At 67.5% G+C, this 17,368-nt stretch carries 15 protein-coding genes; 8 read left to right on the top strand and 7 right to left on the bottom strand.

Annotated features, from left to right (window positions below; genetic code table 11):
* The first annotated feature begins 2 nt into the window (after positions 1-2).
* From GGR40_RS17825 to GGR40_RS17810, 4 genes are all read left to right on the top strand, one after another.
* The gene (locus GGR40_RS17825) at positions 3-1,130 is read left to right on the top strand and encodes a glycosyltransferase (RefSeq protein ID WP_429277638.1); all 1,128 of its coding nucleotides are present in this window, start codon (positions 3-5) and stop codon (positions 1,128-1,130) included.
* 121 nt (positions 1,131-1,251) lie between these two features.
* Entirely contained in the window at positions 1,252-2,040 is a 789-nt protein-coding gene (locus GGR40_RS17820; RefSeq protein WP_429277597.1) for a tetratricopeptide repeat protein, read from the top strand.
* Positions 2,041-2,068: 28 nt separating this feature from the next.
* Entirely contained in the window at positions 2,069-3,430 is a 1,362-nt protein-coding gene (locus tag GGR40_RS17815) for an outer membrane protein assembly factor BamB family protein (RefSeq protein ID WP_429277596.1), read from the top strand.
* A 210-nt stretch (positions 3,431-3,640) separates the two neighbouring features.
* Positions 3,641-4,960 carry a methyltransferase family protein gene (locus GGR40_RS17810; RefSeq protein ID WP_429277595.1) on the top strand — a complete coding sequence of 440 codons (1,320 nt, stop codon included), beginning with the start codon at positions 3,641-3,643 and terminating at the stop codon, positions 4,958-4,960.
* Between the two features lie 179 nt (positions 4,961-5,139).
* Here GGR40_RS17810 and GGR40_RS17805 read toward each other — a convergent pair whose 3' ends face one another.
* Both GGR40_RS17805 and GGR40_RS17800 read right to left on the bottom strand, forming a co-directional pair.
* Positions 5,140-6,528 carry a glutamate--cysteine ligase gene (locus tag GGR40_RS17805; protein ID WP_429277594.1) on the bottom strand — a complete coding sequence of 463 codons (1,389 nt, stop codon included), beginning with the start codon at positions 6,526-6,528 and terminating at the stop codon, positions 5,140-5,142.
* Between the two features lie 57 nt (positions 6,529-6,585).
* Entirely contained in the window at positions 6,586-7,344 is a 759-nt protein-coding gene (locus tag GGR40_RS17800) for a 16S rRNA (uracil(1498)-N(3))-methyltransferase (protein WP_429277593.1), read from the bottom strand.
* Between the two features lie 133 nt (positions 7,345-7,477).
* Between GGR40_RS17800 and ubiA the strand changes: the two genes are divergently transcribed.
* Entirely contained in the window at positions 7,478-8,392 is a 915-nt protein-coding gene (ubiA, locus tag GGR40_RS17795; RefSeq protein ID WP_429277637.1) for a 4-hydroxybenzoate octaprenyltransferase, read from the top strand.
* A 3-nt stretch (positions 8,393-8,395) separates the two neighbouring features.
* Here the strand turns inward: ubiA and GGR40_RS17790 are convergent, their stop codons facing one another.
* Positions 8,396-8,767, bottom strand: a complete 372-nt coding sequence (locus GGR40_RS17790) for a VOC family protein (protein WP_429277592.1) — start codon at positions 8,765-8,767, stop codon at positions 8,396-8,398.
* 95 nt (positions 8,768-8,862) lie between these two features.
* Here GGR40_RS17790 and soxR point away from each other — a divergent pair, with 95 nt between their 5' ends.
* Positions 8,863-9,303 (top strand): redox-sensitive transcriptional activator SoxR, encoded by a 441-nt coding sequence (soxR, locus tag GGR40_RS17785; RefSeq protein WP_429277591.1) that lies wholly within the window; start codon positions 8,863-8,865, stop codon positions 9,301-9,303.
* A 4-nt stretch (positions 9,304-9,307) separates the two neighbouring features.
* Here the strand turns inward: soxR and GGR40_RS17780 are convergent, their stop codons facing one another.
* The 4 genes from GGR40_RS17780 to GGR40_RS17765 form a co-directional block, all read right to left on the bottom strand.
* A complete protein-coding gene (locus GGR40_RS17780) occupies positions 9,308-12,748 on the bottom strand; it encodes an AAA family ATPase (protein WP_429277590.1) in 3,441 nt (1,146 codons plus the stop codon).
* A gap of 38 nt (positions 12,749-12,786) precedes the next feature.
* Positions 12,787-13,551, bottom strand: a complete 765-nt coding sequence (locus tag GGR40_RS17775) for a DsbA family protein (protein ID WP_429277589.1) — start codon at positions 13,549-13,551, stop codon at positions 12,787-12,789.
* A 140-nt stretch (positions 13,552-13,691) separates the two neighbouring features.
* Positions 13,692-14,429: a DsbA family protein gene (locus tag GGR40_RS17770; RefSeq protein WP_429277588.1), complete on the bottom strand. Its 738-nt coding sequence runs from the start codon at positions 14,427-14,429 to the stop codon at positions 13,692-13,694.
* Complete coding sequence (locus tag GGR40_RS17765) at positions 14,429-14,998, bottom strand: DUF721 domain-containing protein (RefSeq protein ID WP_429277587.1); 570 nt, start codon at positions 14,996-14,998, stop codon at positions 14,429-14,431. The genes GGR40_RS17770 and GGR40_RS17765 overlap by 1 nt, the downstream gene beginning before the upstream one ends.
* A gap of 29 nt (positions 14,999-15,027) precedes the next feature.
* Here GGR40_RS17765 and GGR40_RS17760 point away from each other — a divergent pair, with 29 nt between their 5' ends.
* Together GGR40_RS17760 and GGR40_RS17755 are read left to right on the top strand one after the other, a co-directional pair.
* Positions 15,028-16,080: an A/G-specific adenine glycosylase gene (locus GGR40_RS17760; protein ID WP_429277586.1), complete on the top strand. Its 1,053-nt coding sequence runs from the start codon at positions 15,028-15,030 to the stop codon at positions 16,078-16,080.
* Positions 16,077-17,366, top strand: coding sequence for a serine hydrolase domain-containing protein (locus GGR40_RS17755; RefSeq protein ID WP_429277585.1), 1,290 nt, complete (start codon positions 16,077-16,079; stop codon positions 17,364-17,366). The genes GGR40_RS17760 and GGR40_RS17755 overlap by 4 nt, the downstream gene beginning before the upstream one ends.
* Positions 17,367-17,368 lie beyond the last annotated feature (2 nt).

Genomic DNA, 17,368 nt, shown 5'->3' with positions numbered 1-17,368 from the left:
GCTTGCGGCTGCTCCACCTTCATTCCAGCTTTGCAGCGGGCGGCAAGGAACTGCGCGCAGCACGGCTGATGAACGTCTTCGGGACCGGGGTGGAGCATGCCGTCGTCTCCGCCCAGCCGGGTGCGTTCGGCGCGCGGGTGGCGCTGGATCAGGGGCTGTCGGTGGACTTTCCGGACGACTTTCCCAGCCTTCAGGGTCGTCCCACGCCCGCCCGGCTGCTGCGTATCGCGCGGGCGATGAGGCCCCATGACCTCGTGCTCACCTACAACTGGGGGGCGATGGACGCGGTGCTGGCGCATCGCCTGTTCGGCGCCGCGCTGCGCCTGCCGCCGCTGGTCCATCATGAAGACGGCTTCAACGAGGACGAGGCGAACGGCCTGAAACCTGCGCGCAACTGGTTCCGTCGGCTGGCGCTGGCGCGGGCATCGGCGCTGGTGGTGCCTTCGCAGCGGCTGGAAGGAATCGCCCTGTCGCAATGGGCGCAGCCGCGTAGCCGGGTGCGGCTGATCGGCAACGGCATCCGCACCGAAGCCTACCTTGCCCCGCCGCCCGCCGATGCGATTCCCGGCCTGCACAAGCCTGCGGGGGCGAAGTGGCTTGGCACGCTGGCGGGCCTGCGCGCGGTCAAGAACCTGCCCCGGCTGGTCCGCGCATTCACCGCCATGCCGCAGGACTGGCATCTGGTGATCCTGGGCGAAGGCCCCGAGCGCCCGGCGATCGAGGCACAGGCCCGCGACAGCCGCGTTGCCGACCGGGTGCACCTGCCAGGCTTCGTGCCGGACCCGTCGCGCGCGGTGGGCCTGTTCGACCTGTTCGCGCTGTCATCCGATTCCGAGCAGTTTCCGATCTCGCTGGTCGAAGCCATGGCGGCAGGGCTGGCGGCAGCGTCACCGGCGGTGGGAGACGTCGCCAAGATGGTATCGGTGGAAAACCGCAGCTACGTCACACCCCCCGGAGACGACGCCGCGCTGGCCCGCGCGCTGGCCGAACTGGCGGGCGACGAAGCCCTGCGCGCCCGCATCGGCCGTGCCAACCGCGCCGCCGCACAGGCGCAATACGATGAAAAGGCGATGGTGCGCGCTTATGCCGCCACATACGGCCAAGCCATGGGGCTGGCGCGATTTCCCTGACGCGCACGTCATTCAGCCGTGCTTCACGGCGGGACGTTCAAGCACATCCCCGTTGAAAACCCCCACCCATTCGCTACACAGCCGGGCAACATTCCCGTTTTTCGCCAGAAAGCGCTCGATCTTGGCTCTGCCCCCTAATCCCAACTCTCCTGCAGCCGCGCGCAATGCCGCTCAACAGGACGTGTTCCTGCGTGAAGTCGACGATGCCGTGCGGCAGGACCAGCTCGAAGGCTTCATGAGCCGCTACGGCAAGCCGTTGCTGGCCGTCATCGTCATCGCTCTGCTGGCCTTCGCAGGCTGGATCTACTGGCAGCATCGCCAGACGCAGGAGCGCGAAGCCCGCTCGGAAGCCTACGTGCAGGCGCTCGATGCGCTGCAGTCGGAAAACCTCGACGGCGCCAAGACGAAGCTGGCTCCGATCGCGGCTGCCAAGGGGTCCGATGCCACTTCGGTATCGGCGCGCCTGATGCTGGCCGGCATCGCCCTGCGCCAGGAAAAGAAGGCGGACGCCATCCGCATCTACGGCGAAGTTGCCGCCGACGCCAAGGCGCCGCAGGCGCTGCGCGACTTGGCCACCGTGCGCCAGATCGGCGCCAATTTCGACGCGATGAAGCCCGAAGACGTGATCGCCAGGCTCAAGCCGATGGCCGCGCCGGGCAATCCGTGGTTTGGCCCTGCCGCCGAACTGGTGGGTATGGCCTACCTCAAGCAGAACAAGCAGGATCAGGCCGGTCCGCTCTTTGCCGCCATCGCCAAGGACAAGGGCGTGGAAGACGGCCTGCGCAGCCGCGCGCGTCAGCTGGCCGCCGTTCTGGGCGTCGATGCCGTTGACGATATCGTCAACGATCAGGGCGAACCGCTGAACCAGCCCACCGCCAAGCTCATCGAGCCTGCGGCGTCGGGGAACTGAACAAGACATGGTACGTGAGGACATTCGCATGAACGCAGCCCGCAACACGACTTCGGCGCGCGCGAAGAAGGTCGTGCCGTTGATCGCCCTCGCGCTGGTGATGGGCCTTTCCGGCTGCAAGGTCTTCGGCGGCGGCAAGGGCCCGGCCAAGACCCCGACGGTAGGCAACCGCGTGCCGATCCTGTCGCGCATCGAAAGCGGCGCCAAGGTAGACGCCACACTGGGCGCAGTGTCGGTCATCCTGCCTCCGGCTGCAGTGAACGATAGCTGGGCGCAGGGCGGCAACACCGCCAACAAGGCGTATGGCCACCTCGCGCTGGCGGACAACCCGACCAAGGTGTGGACTGCGCAGATCGCCGGTTCCAGCAACCGCGCCCGCCTGGCCGCAGCGCCGGTGATCGGCGGCGGCAAGCTGTTCGTCATGGACACCGAAGGCGTCGTCCATGCCTTCAACGCGCAGAGCGGTGCTTCGCTGTGGACCAAGAGCTTCACGGTCAATGGCAGCGCGGCGAACTCCGTCTTCGGCGGCGGCGTCAGCATTGACGGCGACAAGCTCTATATCACCACCGGCCTTGGCGAAGTTGCCCAGCTGAACGCGGCGGACGGCAGTCAGGTGTGGACCAAGAAGCCGGCAGGCCCGCTGCGCGGCGCGCCGACGGTCGGGTTCAATCAGGTCTTCGTGATGACGCAGGACAACCAGATCGTCGCGCTGAACGCGGCGGACGGGACTGTCGTGTGGCAGGAATCGGCATCGCTGACGCAGTCGGGCGTGTTCGGTGTAGCGTCCCCGGCGCTGGGACAGGGCACCGTGATCGCCGGGTTCTCCTCCGGCGAACTGGTGGCCTACCGTTACGAGAACGGTCGTCAGGTCTGGTCGGATGCGCTGTCGCGCACCTCGATCTCGACCGAAGTGGGCAGCCTGACCGACGTCGACGCCGACCCAATCATCGACAATGGCCGTGTCTATGCGCTGGGTCAGGGTGGCCGCATGGCGGCTTACGAACTGGTTACCGGCCAGCGCATCTGGGAACTCAACCTCGCCGGGATCTCGACCCCGGCAGTGGTGGGCGACTGGGTCTTCACGCTGGACGACCATGCAGAAATCCTCGCCATCCAGCGCGCCACCGGCAAGGTCCGCTGGCTGACCGAGCTGGGCCGTTACCGCAACGAGAAGAAGCGCAAGAACCCCATCTTCTGGGTCGGCCCGGTGCTGGCCGGCAGCAAGCTGTGGGTCGGCAACTCGCGCGGACAGTTGAGCACGATCGACCCTTCTACCGGCACGCTGACGCCGTTCACGGAGTTGAGCGATGCAATCTCGCTGGCGCCGGTGGTGGCGAATCAGACGCTTTACGTACTGGACGATTCGGGCCGCATCACCGCGTTCCGTTGATGGAACCGACGCAGCCCTCCCCGCCGGGGAGGGGAACCGCCCAAAGGGTGGTGAAGGGGCACGCGAGCGATCGCGTGCCCTCACTGCATTCTCGGTCCGAAGAGATCGGGCTATTCCCGATGGTGTTGCGTTACCAAACCTTGCGTCGGCTCGTCCCCGGTCCCGGCAAGATTCGCGCGCCGTTAACCAATTGCCACTAACCCCGCAGCCATGAACACCACTCCCACCCGCCGGCCCGACAGCGACGTTTCTGCTGGCGTAGGCCTTTCCGGCCTCGTCGCGCTCATCGCGTGGCTGTTGATCTGTCGGAATTGGGCGGGCGTAGCCGAGGCGCTGTCCTTGCCGGGGCCGCGTGAGCCGATGAGCGGGGCCTATGCCTCCGTCGCGACGCTGCTGTTCACCGGCGCGGCGATGACCGCATGGTCGGTGCTGGTCGACAAGGTTCACCGCCGCCCATCCACCGGCATCGACTGGTCCAGTCGGCGCCCGCTGGCGGACACGCTGGACATCTCGATCACCAAGCTGACCGGGTTGTGGATGACCTGGGCGGGGATCGCCTGCTTCTATTTCATCTGCCGCTGGTACTGGGACGGACAGTACCTGTTCGCCATGGAAGTGCTGAGCGCCGCTGCCGGACCTCTGTTCGTCCTTTCGATCCCTTATGTCCTGTGGCTGGACCGCGTGTTGATAGAGCCGCGCGATGCATCGTGGCACTTCGGCGCGATGCTGATCGGGCGTGAGCCATGGAACGCCGCCGAAGTGAAGAAGCACTGGCGCGCCTGGGCGATCAAGGGTTTCTTCGGGGCCTTCATGATCTCGATCCTGCCGGGTGGCTTCGCCGGCTTCGTCACCGCGGACTTCGACGCCATCGCCCGCAAGCCGGTCGAACTCGGCTCCGTGCTGATCGAAGGACTGTTCCTGATCGACGTGCAGATCGGCACAGTGGGCTACCTGTTCACCTTCCGCCCGCTCGACGCGCATATCCGCAGTGGTAACCCGCTGCTGGCAGGCTGGGTGGCGGCGCTGATCTGTTATCCGCCGTTCGTGTGGGGCACGATGGGCAATGCCAACGTCCTCGGCTACGAAGTGAACACGGGCGGCTGGGCACACTGGATGGCGGCTTACGATGTGCTGCTGTGGGGCTGGGCGGCGATGATGGTGGTCTTGACCGCAATCTATGCCTGGGCGACTTTCGCGTTCGGCCTGCGCTTTTCCAACCTGACCTATCGCGGGGTGCTGACGAACGGGCCCTACCGCTTCACCCGCCACCCGGCGTACCTGTCAAAGAACCTGTTCTGGTGGACCTCCACGCTGCCGTTTCTGGTAACCAACGGATCATGGACCGACGCCGTGCGCAACACCGTGCTGCTGGGCGTGGTGAGCGGCATTTACTACTGGCGCGCCCGCACCGAGGAGGCGCACTTGCTGGCGGAAGATCCCCGGTATCGGGAATACTACGACTGGATGGGCGAGAACGCCTTCATCACCCGCACTTTGGCGAAAGTCGGGCAGAAGTTGAAGTTCAAGTAAAGTCCTGGGGCTATTGCCCCAGACCCCCGAACTGTCGTCGCTGCGGGCGCAGACCTGTCAGCCCCTTGTGGCGCCGTAGGCTATTTGTCTGCCGGCTCACCATCCTGCGTGACGATGCCGCGCGCGTGAGTTCGACATTATACGGGGTGCAGGGGTGGTAAACCCCTGCGTTCCCACCCTTAAAACGTCTTGAGCGCGTAAATCTTTGAAAGATCGCCACCCCATTCGCCGTTGTAGAGGTCGAGCAGGCGCTGTGCCGGAACCTTGCCGGTCTTCACGATTTCGGCCAGCGGTTCGAGGTAGCCGGTCTCGTTGTCGCCCGCCGCGTTCAGGCGGCCGCGCGCAGCAAGGCCGGAGCGGGCGATCTCGACCACTTCACCGGCGATGTCGCGCAGCGTGCCGCCACCCGGGACGGGCGCGTCGAGGCCCAGCTTGGGTGCGGCGGAGCGCAGGGCCTCGCGCCCTTCCATGTCCCAGTTCTTGACCAGATCCCACGCCGCATCGAGCGCGCCCTGATCATAGAGCAGACCCACCCACAGCGCGGGGAGGGCACAGATGCGGCCCCACGGTCCGCCGTCGGCGCCGCGCATTTCCAGGAAGGATTTCAGGCGCACTTCGGGGAAGGCGGTGGACAGATGGTCCTGCCAGTCTGACATGCGCGGGCGTTCGCCCGGCAGCACGGACAGTTCGCCCTTCAGGAAATCCCGGAAGGACAGGCCTGCCGCGTCGATGTAGCGGCCTTCGCGGAACACGAAGTACATCGGCACGTCCAGCATGTATTCGACGTAGCGTTCGTAGCCGAACCCGTCCTCGAACACGAAGGGCAGCATGCCGGTGCGGTGCGGATCGGTGTCCGACCAGATGTGGCTGCGATAGGAGAGGTAGCCGTTGGGCTTGCCCTCGGTGAAGGGCGAGTTCGCGAACAAGGCAGTGGCCAGCGGTTGCAGCGCCAGCGAGGTGCGGAACTTCTGCACCATGTCGGCCTCGCTCGAATAGTCGAGGTTGACCTGGATGGTGCAGGTGCGCAGCATCATGTCCAGGCCCATGCTGCCTACGCGCGGCATGTGGTTCAGCATGATCGCATAGCGACCCTTGGGCATGATGGGCAGCTCTTCGCGGGTCTTGTCCGGCCACATGCCAAGGCCGAGGTAGGCCTTGCCCAGCGTTTCGCCGACCTGCTTCACCTCGTTCAGGTGGCGACCGGTTTCGGCGCAGGTCTGGTGCAGGTTTTCCAGCGGCGCACCGGAAAGTTCCAGCTGGCCTGCCGGTTCAAGGCTGACATTGCCGTCCGCGCCCTTGAGCGCGATGACGTTGGTCACGCCGTCCGGCCCGGTTTCCTCGATGGGCTTCCATCCGAACTGGGTCAGGCCATCCAGCAGGTCGCGGATGCCGCCTTTTTCGGCATAGGCCGGGGCGTGATGATCGGTAGTGTCGTAGACGAATTTCTCGTGCTCGGTGCCGATCCGCCACGCATCGCGCGGCTTTTCGCCCGCGGCCATCGGCTCGGCGAGTTGGGACAGGCTTTCGATGACCGGATCTTCGCGATCCGAAACCTCACGAGTGCTCATGGGCGCGGAATTAGTGCGCCGTGCGAAACCGCGCCACAACTTTTTATACCGATCAGTTTATTGTTCGCCCAAAGACCAGTCGCCCGCCACCGCCATCCACAGCGCGGTGGCCGCGATGCAGGCGGTTTCGGCCCTGAGGATGCGCGGGCCGAGGGTGATCGGGCGGGCCTGAGGATGGGCACGGACCAGCGCGCGCTCGTCCTCGTCGAAGCCGCCTTCGGGACCGATCAGCAGCGCGGCGGGACCATCATGCCCGGCGAAGGCGGCAGCGGCGGGGGCGCCGCCCTGTTCGTCGGCGAAGAACAGCGCGCGGTCCTCGGGCCAGTCACGCAGCAAGGCGTCCAGCTTGGCAGGTGTCTCCACTTGGGGCAGGGCGGTGCGGGCGCACTGTTCCGCCGCTTCGGTCACGATGGTGAGGGCGCGTTCCGGGTTCAGCTTGTCCGCCACGCAGCGCCGGGTCACCACCGGCCGCACCGCCGCCACGCCCAGTTCGGTGGCTTTTTCCAGTACCAGATCGAAGTTGGGCTTCTTGAGCAGTGCGGCACACAGCACGAAGTCGGGCACGTCCTCGCGCGGGCGAAGGCGCATGCGGACGGAAAGGACGACGTCGCGTTTTCCGGCAGAGACCACTTCGCAGGCCCATTCGCCGGTCGCGTCGTCGCAGGCGATCACCGCATCGCCCGGCGCGATTCGCATCACTTTGCTCAGGTAATGCGCCTGTTGCCCGTCCAGCGTGATCTGCCCGCCTTCGGCAAGCGGACCGGGTACGAACAGGCGCGGCGCGGAACGGGGCGGCCAGGCGGGAGTGGCGGGCATCGGCGGCAGGGTCCTCAATGTTCGAGCCGCCTTGTCGCCGCTTGGCCCGCCAGACGCAATGTTGCCCCAACATATGTTCACAAGACACCATGAAGACATGACAGAACGCACGCGATGCACTATTCACCGCGCGATGATCGAACCCTCGCTCGTCCCTGACAGCCAGCACCGTGGCCTGGTGTCGATGCTGCCGCAGCCGTTTCGCGACTTCGCGATGCTGGCGCGGTTTGATCGGCCGATCGGCTGGTGGCTGCTGTTCTGGCCCTGCACCTGGGGCGTACTGCTGGCAGGCGGCGAGGATCAGTGGCGGCTTATCATATGGCTGCTGATCGGCTCCATCGCCATGCGCGGCGCGGGCTGCGTGCTCAACGATATCGTCGACGCCGACCTTGACCGCCGGGTCGCGCGCACCGCGCAGCGCCCCGTCGCAAGCGGTCGCGTCAGCAAGAGCGCCGCGTGGACGTGGCTGTTCATGCTTTGCGCGATCGGCTTGGTGGTGCTGTTCCAGCTGCGCCCGCAGGCCCAGCTGGTGGCGCTCGGCAGCGTGGGGCTCGTCGCGGCCTACCCCTTCATGAAGCGGATCACCTGGTGGCCACAGGCGTGGCTGGGCATGGTGTTCACCTGGGGCGCGCTGGTCGGCTGGATCGAGATTCGTAGCGACCATCTCGAAGCGCTGGCATTGCTTTACCTCGGTTCCATCGTGTGGTGCATCGGTTACGACACGATCTATGCGATTCAGGACATAGAAGACGACGCGATCGTCGGCATCCGCTCCTCCGCCCGGCGGCTGGGCGCGCGGGTGAAGGGCGGTGTGGGCGCGTTCTATGCGCTGGCGCTGGCTCTGTGGGCCATGGCGTTCTGGACGATGCGACCGGACTGGGTGGCGTTGGTGGCGCTGGTGCCGATGGCGCTGCATTTGGGTTTCCAGGTGACCACGCTGGACCCTGCCGACGGTGAGAACGCGCTGGCCCGCTTCCGCTCCAACCGCGACGCCGGGCTGGTCATGGCGCTGGCGTGCTGGGTTGTCGGCAACGCGGGCGTGATCTGACCGTCAGTCGTAGCTGACCAGCTCGAACTCGATCCCGTCCCAGTCGAAGAAGTAGAAGCGCCGCCCCGGATCGTAGTCGTCGTGGTTGAACGGCTGCAACCCGGCGTCGACGACCACGCGTTCCGCCGCGTCCAGATCGTCCACAACCAGTCCGACGTGGTTGAGCGGTGCGCCCTTGCCGAAGCGGGGGCGCTCCCTGCGGTCGGTGTAGACCGCGATATAGCTGAAATCTCCGCCCACATGGATCGTCTCGCCGCCGTTGATGGCCGGGCCGCGCCAGCGTTCGTGCCAGCCGAGCAGATCCTGCAGCAGGGCGGACGAGCGCTCGATGTCGCTGACGGTGATGTTGGCATGTTCGAGGCGGCCCTGGGCCATTCTTTGTCTCCTGCGTCACCGGCGAATCAGCCGGCTTGGCATAAGTGCAACCTCAACCTAACTTGAGATCAAGCGCTTTCAGCAAGGGGTCGAACTTGGTCGCGGACCGTTTCATCACCATCGGCGAACTGGCGCGGCGCACCGGCGTCGCGGTGTCGGCGTTGCGCTTTTACGAGGAAAAGGGCCTGTTGCAGGCGTTGCGCACGGCCGGCAACCAGCGGCGGTTCCTGCGCTCGGACATCCGCCGCGTCAGCTTCATCCTGATCGCCCAGAAGCTTGGGCTGGTCTTGGCCGAGATCGAGCGCGAACTGGCCGACCTGCCGCAGGGCCGCACCCCGACACTGGCCGACTGGGAGCGCATCAGCCGGTCCATGCGTCAGTCCATTGACGAGAAGATCGCGCTGCTGGAACTCACCCGCCGCAAGCTGGACGAATGCATCGGCTGCGGCTGCCTCAGCCTGACGAAATGCCGTCTCTACAACGCCGACGATGCCGCAGGCGCGCAGGGGCCGGGGCCGCGTTTCGTGCTGGGGTGATCGGCTAGACCGCCGCCGCCAGCAGTTCCTCCGCGCCGCCAAGGTCCACGCTGACGAGGCGGGATATGCCCTTTTCCACCATCGTCACGCCGAACAGGCGGTGCATGCGGCTCATCGTCACGGCGTTGTGCGTGACCACCAGATAGCGCGTGTCGGTTTCTCGGGTCATCGCCTCCAGCAGATCGCAGAAACGCTCGATGTTGGCGTCGTCCAGCGGGGCATCGACTTCGTCCAGCACGCAGATGGGGGCCGGGTTGGTCAGGAACAGGCCGAAGATCAGCGCCACGGCTGTCAGCGCCTGTTCACCGCCTGACAGCAGGGTGAGCGACTGCAGGCGCTTGCCGGGGGGCTGGGCATAGATTTCCAGCCCGGCCTCCAGCGGATCGTCCGAATCGACGAGGGCGAGGTGGGCCTGTCCCCCCTGGAACAGCTGCTGGAATAGGCGGCGGAAATGCCCGTCGACCGCTTCGAACGCGGCGCGCAGGCGTTCGCGGCCCTCGCGGTTGAGGTTGCCGATGGAGCCGCGCAGGCGGTTTACCGCTTCGGTCAGCTCGGCCTTTTCCGTCACCGACAGACCCAACTGTGCCTCCGCTTCGGCCAGTTCGTCGGCGGCGACAAGGTTGACCGGGCCGATGCGTTCGCGGTCGGCGGTCAGGCGGTCCATGCCGGAGCCTTCCGCCTCGGCGCTGCCAACGTCTGCGGGCACGAAGGCGAAGCGTTCGGGCAGGACCGGGGGCGGACACTGGAAGCGCTCGCCCGAGAGGCGATTGGTCTCTATCCGGCGCTGGTCCTCGTGCTCGGCACGGGCAGCGGCGCCAGCGCGGGCCTCGCGGGCGGCGGCAAGAGTTTCCTGCGCCGCGGCAAGCGTGGTGTCGGCCTGTCGGGCGCCCTCTGCAGCGGCGCCGACGGCAGCTTCTGCCCGCTTCAGTTCCTCGCCAAGGCGCAGGCGGATCGCCTCTCCCTGCTCGATCTGCGTCATCAGCGAGGCCGGCTTCGCAGCGACGATCGCACGTTCAGTCTCGATCTCCTCCAGCCGTCCCGCCATCTGCGCAAGGCGGCTGGCGGCATCGCCCGAGCGGGCCTGCCAGCCCCGAATATCCGCGCGCTGGGCGGTCGTACGTTCCCGCGCGACAGCCAGCGCCTGATCGTGCCCTGCCAGCGCCGCCATCGCATGCTGCAGCGCCGAGCGGGCATCGACGTTGCGAGCCTGCGCCGCCTGCAGTTCGGCGCGGCCGGCCGCCGGATCGGGCAGGGTGGCGCGCTTGGCCTCTGCGGTGGCGACTTCGGCATCCAGCCCCGCGCGCCGGTCGGCGGTTTCGGCCAGCGTGGCGTCGAGTTCGGTGCGCCGCGCCTGCTGCCGTGCCCGTGCATCCTCGGCCTGATCGACGACGCGCAGGGCGGTGCGTTCGCCCTCGGCGGCAGCGGCGATAGCGCGTTCGGCGGCGATTACGCGCGATGACAGGTCGGCCAGTTCCTGCTGCACCGTGCCTTGCCGGGCCTCGGCGGAGCGGACCGCATCGCGCAGCGGCGGCAGTTCTGCGTCCAACTGGGCAAAGCGGTTCTCCGCTTCCAGCCGCGCCGCTTCCGCTGCGCCTTCGCCCCGCGCCACGAAGCCGTCCCAGCGGCGCAGCACGCCCGCGCGGGTCACCAGCCATTCGCCGGGCCGCAACGCGCGCCCGTCGTCCTCATCCACGACATGTACCAGCGCAAGCCGCGCGGAGAGTTCCGGCGGGCACTGCAGCACATGGGCGGCAAGGCTGTCCGGCACCGGGTCCGGCGCGGTGGCACCGGTCCAGAAACGCCCGTCGGCGCCCGGCACCGCGCCCAGCGGCGCCTTGGCATCGCGGCCCAGCACGGCGGCGACCGCGCGTTCATAGCCGGGTGCGGCGCGCACGGCATCGATGGCCACGGGCAGGCCATGCGCGGCCCTGGCGCCCTTGGCCCGCGCTTCCCGGTCGCGCAGGAGGGCGGCGTGTTCGCGTTCGATGCCGGTAAGATCGGCCCGCGCGCCTGCCAGCGCCGAGGCGGCTGCATCGCGGTCAGCCTGAAGTGCAGCCTTGCGCGCCTGCATGTCCTCCAGCCCATCACGCGAACGGGCAAGGGCGACGGCGGCATCGGCGGCATTGCCACGCGCGGCGGCGATGGCGCTTTCCAGATCGGCAAGGTCGGGCAGGGCGGCGATCTGGCCCTCGATCCGCGCGACCTCCTGCGCCAGCCGAGCCTGACGGCTTTTGGCCTGGGCCAGTTCGGCGTCGGCGATGCGCCATTCCGCCTCGACGCCCGCCTGTTTTGCGGTGGCCTGTGCCAGATCGAGTTCGGCGGCGCGGCTGGCCTGCTCCGCGCCGTCCACTGCATTGGCGAAGCGGGGGCGCAGCGCCTCATCGGCAGCCAGCTGCTTTTCCCCCTCGGCCAGTTCGCGCTCAAGCCGGGCCAGCGCTTCGGCGGCGTCACGGGTCAGGCGGTCGGCGTCGCGGCGGTCTTCCTCAAGCCGGGTGCGCTGGCGGTCGAGGTCGGCGAGCCGCTGCTCTGCTGCTTCGAGCTGGCTGGTGAGGGTGGCCAGACGATGCCCCTGCGCATTGGCGTCATCGCGCCGGTCGGCCAGTTCGTCCCGTGCCTCGGCCAGCGCCTGCGCGGCGGCGGCCTGCTGGGCCTGTGCTTCAGCGGTCAGCGCCTGCGCCGTGGCGACGCGGGTTTCGGCGGCCTGCGCGTCCTTTCGCGCGGCATCGGCAGCGGCGGCAGCCTCGCGCCAGCGGGCGAAGACCACGCGGGCTTCGGCAAGGCGGATCTGCTCGGTGAGCGCGCGATAGCGTTCCGCCGCTTTTGCCTGCCGTCGCAGCGTGCCGACCTGCTTGTCGAGGCTGGCCATGATGTCGTCGAGCCGGGCCAGGTTCGTTTCGGTCGCGCGCAGGCGCTGCTCGGCGTCCTTGCGGCGGACGTGGAGGCCAGCGATGCCCGCTGCCTCTTCCAGCATGGCGCGGCGTTCTGCGGGCTTGGCGGCGATGACGGCGGCGATCCGGCCCTGCGACACCAGCGCCGGGCTGTGCGCGCCGGTGGCGGCATCGGCAAAGATCAGCGCCACGTCCTTGGCGCGCACGTCCCGCCCGTTGATGCGGTAGGCGCTGCCCGCGCCGCGCTCTATCCGGCGCACGACTTCGAGTTCGTCGCGCAGGCCGTCGGCGTTGGGCGCAGTGTCGGCCTTTAGCACGACTTCGGCGAAGGAGCGGGGCGGGCGCTTGTCGGTCCCCGCGAAGATGACGTCCTCCATCCCGCCGCCGCGCATCGACTTGGGAGAGCTTTCGCCCATGACCCAGCGGATCGCTTCGAGCAGGTTGGACTTGCCGCAGCCGTTGGGGCCGACGACGCCCGTCAGCCCCGGATCGATGCGCAGTTCCGCCGGCTCTACAAAGCTTTTGAAGCCGCTGAGCTTGAGCCGGTGGATGCGCATCGAGTTTCGGTCAGTTCACGTCGATCAAACGACCGGTATCAGCGCGCGCCGGCGTCCTTGAGCTTTTCTTCCAGCTTGTCCCACTCCATCGAACCGACGTTGTTGCCGTTGATGATGAAGGTGGGCGTACCGGTGACGTTGTACGCCTCGGTCGCCTTCTGCGTCTGGTCGGCCAGAGCGCGGGCCTTGGCGGTGTCCGCAAGGCAGGCGGCGGCCTGATCGCGGGCGATCCCGCGCGAGGCGAAGAATTCGGTCATGCCGGCAACGTCGGAGATGGCGGCCAGCTGCTTGTCCTTGGGCAGCGCGTCGATCGCGGCGAGGCGATCCTTGCTGGCGGCCTGCATGTTCTCGAACATCTTGGGCTGCCAGGCCCAGAACTGCTCGGACAGCGGAATGACGGCTTCGGTGGTGCTGCAGGTGGCGAGCAGCGAGGCCGGAATATCCAGCGCGTTCAGCATGAAATAGCGCATTTCATAGCTGACGCGGCCGCTGGCGACGTACTTGTCGCGGATCGTTTCGAAGCCCTGCTGCGCGAACACGGCGCAGTGCGAGCACGACAGCGCGCCGTATTCCACCAGCTTGATCGGTGCGTTGGGGTTGCCCAGTCGATAGCCGCCTTCTGCCGTCTTGTTGACGGTGTCGACCCACGACTTGCCTGCAGGCGCGGCGACATTGGCCACCGGAGCGCCGGTCGTGGGGGCTGCGGTCGCGTCTTCGTCCTTCTTGCCGCATGCGGCGAGGCCAAGCGCGAGCGGAGCGACCACGAGGCCGAGTGCGAGCGAACGAAAGCGGGTACGGGTCATCGGCAGGCGAATCCTTCGTATGGATCGGGGTGCACGGGCGTATGGCCCATGCATGCGGGCAAAGTGCTAGCCCAAGGCGGGGGGAAAACGAAGTATCAAAGCCCGGATTTGTAGCCGGTCTTCCACAATCTCTCGTGCAATCAGATGTTGCCGGCGCGCTGCTGGGCCTGCTTTTCGGTGATCGCCCTGGATACCGTCGCCCAGTCGTGCCCGTCCAGAAGCTGGCCGTTCAGGGTAAAGCTCGGGGTGCCCTGCAGACCGAGCGACTGCACGTCACTCTGCTGCACCTTCAACTGGTCCATCGTCGCCTTGCTGGCAAAGCACTGGTCGGTCTGCGCCCGGCTGAGACCCCAGGCGGCGGTCTGGTCGTAGAAGCCCAGGTCGCTGGAAATGGCGCGCATGCGGGTGGGATAATCGCCCTCGTACCACCGCTTCTGCTGTTCGCGGTTGGTCGCTTCGGCCTTGGCGAGCCACTTTTCCTGCGAGGCGAAGAAGGCGTTGTGGCGTGCGAAGAAGCGCTTGGGATCGCCGCAGTTGGTCAGCATCGCCACGGTCAGGTCGATCGGGTTGCGCAGGAAGTTGGTCACCGTGACCGAGATCTGCCCCTTGGGCACCATCGTCAGCCGCAGGACCGGGTCGGATTCCTTCTGGAAATGCGCGCAGTGCGGGCAGGTGTAGCTGACGTACTCCACCAGCTTGAGCGGCGCTTCCGGATTGCCCAGCCGATGGCTGCCGTTGGTGGTGACCGCTGCGGCCGCGTTCCAGTTGGTGCGCGCTGAGGCTGCGGGCTTCTTCGGGGGCGCGGCGGCAATGCTCAGCGCGGCGCAGGCGGCCAGGGTTCCGGCCACGGCAACGGAGCGCAGGACAGTCTTGGTCATCACTTGGGTTCCTGGTTGTCTTTCGCGCCCATGCTGCGGGCCAGCGATTCAAGCACCGCGCGAAGTTCCGGGTCGCCGATGTCGCGCAGCGATTCCCCCAGTTCGAACGGCACCGGTTTCAGCGAAGGCGGTGCGGAAGGGCGCTGCTGCGTGGAAGGGGGCGCCTTAACCTCGCCTTGCCGAAGTTTCACCCTGGCTACCGCGTTGTAGCCGAAGAAGCGGTTCACCCTGTCCATGATCTCGGGCACGACGTGCTGGATCATCGGTGCGTGAGCGGGGACGACCACCAGTTGCAGGATGCCGTCGCTCTTTTCACCGGGGGGGAAGCGGATCGATTCGGGCGAGCATATCCGGGCGTGGCGCGGGCCCACGATCTCGGGCCAGCGGGACACCACGCTGGACTGCACGAAGCCGAACCGGCGAAACGCGGTGCGCCCCACTTCGGGCATGAGGTCGGAGATCTGCCGTGCCTGTCCGCCGCGTGGCCGCTCGTACTGGCGCAGGGCCGGGGCCTTGCCGGTCCTGCGCGTCTTCGTTTCGTCGGGGGTTTTGCCGCTATTCCGTTCCATTGCCCGCGATCCAATGCCATAGCGAAGGCATGGACGCCAGTTCGGATACTGCAATCGCATCGCTGCTGCTCGACTGGTACGACGCCCATGCCCGCGTCCTGCCGTGGCGGGCGCTGCCCGGTACTGCGGCGCCCGATCCGTACCGCGTGTGGCTGTCCGAAGTGATGCTGCAGCAGACCACGGTGGCGGCGGTGAAGGACTACTTCGCTGCGTTCACCGCGCGCTGGCCCACGGTTCAGGCGCTGGCGTCGGCGGACGATGCGCAGGTCATGGCCGCGTGGGCGGGCCTTGGCTATTACGCCCGCGCCCGCAACTTGCTGGCCTGCGCCCGCGAAGTGGCGGCGCTGGGCGCTTTCCCCGATACCGAGGAGGGGCTGCGCGCGCTGCCGGGGCTGGGCGCTTACACCGCCGCTGCAGTCGCTGCGATTGCGTTCGGGCGCCGCGCGGTCGTAGTGGACGCCAACGTGGAGCGCGTCGTCTCGCGCCTGTTCGCGATTGAGGAACCGCTGCCCGGATCGCGCCCGACGATCCGCGCGCGGGCCGATGCAATCACTCCGGACGCCCGCGCCGGCGATTTCGCGCAGGCGATGATGGACCTTGGCGCTACCGTGTGCACCGCGCGCAATCCGCGGTGCCTGCTGTGCCCGCTCGCTTCGGCCTGCATCGCGCGGTTGGGCGGCGATCCTGCTCGCCTGCCGGTGAAGGCCGCGAAGAAGGCCAAGGCGGTGCGACAGGGCCGGGCCTATTGGATAGAGCGCAACGATAGCGAAGTCTGGCTGGTGCGCCGCCCCGGCAGCGGCATGCTGGGCGGGATGCGCGCGTTGCCGGACGACGGCTGGGCCGCCCGCGCCGACGGCAGCGGTCTTCCTCCGCTTGCCGGGCCGTGGGAAAGCGCGGGCAGGGTATCCCATGTCTTTACCCACTTCGCGCTGGAGCTGAACCTTTCAGTCTACTGCGGCGTACGCTTCGACGGGCTGGAGGGAGGCGAATGGTGGCCGCTCGACCGGCTTGACGAAGCCGGCCTGCCCACACTGTTTGCAAAGGCCGCGCGCCTGGCGCTCGCGGAAAAGGAGGACGCATGATCGACTCGATGAATGCTGCAATCGACCGGCGCATGATCCTGCGCATGAGCGCCCTTGCCGGCCTTGGCGCGCTGATGCCGAAGCTGGCCTTTGCGCTCGACCGGCCCGAACTGATTCCCCATGTCCGCGCCGTGGTGGAGAAGTGGGTGGGGCCGGGCAAGTTCCCCGGCATGGTCGCCTCCATCGGCCTGCCGGGACAGGAGCCGGAGTTCGTCGTGCGCGGCTCCGAAGGCTTCACCGATGCCGATCCGGTGACGGCAGACAGCCTGTTCCGCATCTATTCCATGACCAAGCCGGTCACCGCGATGGCCGCGATGCAGCTGATCGCGCAGGGCAGGCTGGGCCTGGATCAGCCGGTCGCGGACGTTTTGCCCCGCTATGCCCATATGATAGTGCAGGACAACTACGACGGTTCGATCACGCAACTGCACAAGGCACCGCGCCCGATCACCATGCGCCATCTGGTGACGCACACGTCCGGGCTGGGCTATACCATCGTCCAGAAGGGGCCGATCGCCAAGCTGATGCGCGACAAGGGGCTGGTGCCCGGCCAGATCACGCGCATCAATGCGCCGGGGCTGGACTGGGGCAAGCCGGTGCAGGGGCTTGAGCAGTTCGCCGACCGTCTGGCCGAAGTGCCGCTGGTCGCCGATCCCGGCACGGCGTGGCACTATTCGATGGGGCTGGACCTGATGGGGCGCGTGATCGAAGTGGTCACCGGCAAGCCGTTCGACGAATACCTTCACGAAACGATCTTTGCGCCCGCCGGGATGACCAGCACCTGGTTCCGCGTGCCCGCGTCCCAGGCGCACCGGCTGACCACCAACTATGCCGCAGTCGGCGGGGTGCTGGCCCCCATCGACGAAGGCGCGACCTCCATCTACCTCGACAAGCCCGCCTTCCCGTTCGGCGGCGCGGGGCTGGCCAGCACGCCGCGCGATTACGACCGCTTCCTGCGCATGCTGGCCCAGAAGGGGGAGATCGGCGGCGTGCGCGTGCTGGCCGAGAGCGCGGTGACAATGGGCACATCCAACCTGCTGCCCGCGGGCGTGACGGTGGCTGCGGACATCGGCGGCTTCGGCGCGGGCGGCCGGGTCGGGCAGGGTGCGGAGGCGGGCATTTACGGCTGGGGCGGCGCTGCCGGGACGGTGGCGATGGTGGACATGATCCACGGCTTGCGATCCCAGCTGTTCGTCCAGTTCATGCCGCCCGAATCGCTGCCCCTGCTTCCCGAATTCCAGACCGCTCTGAAGGCCGACGTCGTGGCCCTGCTGGCGAAACATTGAGG

The sequence above is a fragment of the Novosphingobium gossypii genome, from assembly GCF_050433305.1.
Lineage (GTDB): Bacteria > Pseudomonadota > Alphaproteobacteria > Sphingomonadales > Sphingomonadaceae > Novosphingobium > Novosphingobium gossypii.
The sequence above is the reverse complement of the archived record's forward strand: the minus strand, read 5'-3'. Positions and strand labels throughout refer to the sequence as shown.

Coding starts and splice junctions, on each gene's coding strand:
- GGR40_RS17770 (WP_429277588.1), bottom strand. CDS start 14,429: ATGACCAAGACTGTCCTGCGCTCCGTTGCCGTGGCCGGAACCCTGGCC.
- GGR40_RS17805 (WP_429277594.1), bottom strand. CDS start 6,528: ATGAGCACTCGTGAGGTTTCGGATCGCGAAGATCCGGTCATCGAAAGC.
- GGR40_RS17800 (WP_429277593.1), bottom strand. CDS start 7,344: ATGCCCGCCACTCCCGCCTGGCCGCCCCGTTCCGCGCCGCGCCTGTTC.
- GGR40_RS17790 (WP_429277592.1), bottom strand. CDS start 8,767: ATGGCCCAGGGCCGCCTCGAACATGCCAACATCACCGTCAGCGACATC.
- ubiA (WP_429277637.1), top strand. CDS start 7,478: ATGATCGAACCCTCGCTCGTCCCTGACAGCCAGCACCGTGGCCTGGTG.
- GGR40_RS17765 (WP_429277587.1), bottom strand. CDS start 14,998: ATGGAACGGAATAGCGGCAAAACCCCCGACGAAACGAAGACGCGCAGG.
- GGR40_RS17780 (WP_429277590.1), bottom strand. CDS start 12,748: ATGCGCATCCACCGGCTCAAGCTCAGCGGCTTCAAAAGCTTTGTAGAG.
- GGR40_RS17775 (WP_429277589.1), bottom strand. CDS start 13,551: ATGACCCGTACCCGCTTTCGTTCGCTCGCACTCGGCCTCGTGGTCGCT.
- GGR40_RS17815 (WP_429277596.1), top strand. CDS start 2,069: ATGAACGCAGCCCGCAACACGACTTCGGCGCGCGCGAAGAAGGTCGTG.
- GGR40_RS17810 (WP_429277595.1), top strand. CDS start 3,641: ATGAACACCACTCCCACCCGCCGGCCCGACAGCGACGTTTCTGCTGGC.
- GGR40_RS17755 (WP_429277585.1), top strand. CDS start 16,077: ATGATCGACTCGATGAATGCTGCAATCGACCGGCGCATGATCCTGCGC.
- GGR40_RS17760 (WP_429277586.1), top strand. CDS start 15,028: ATGGACGCCAGTTCGGATACTGCAATCGCATCGCTGCTGCTCGACTGG.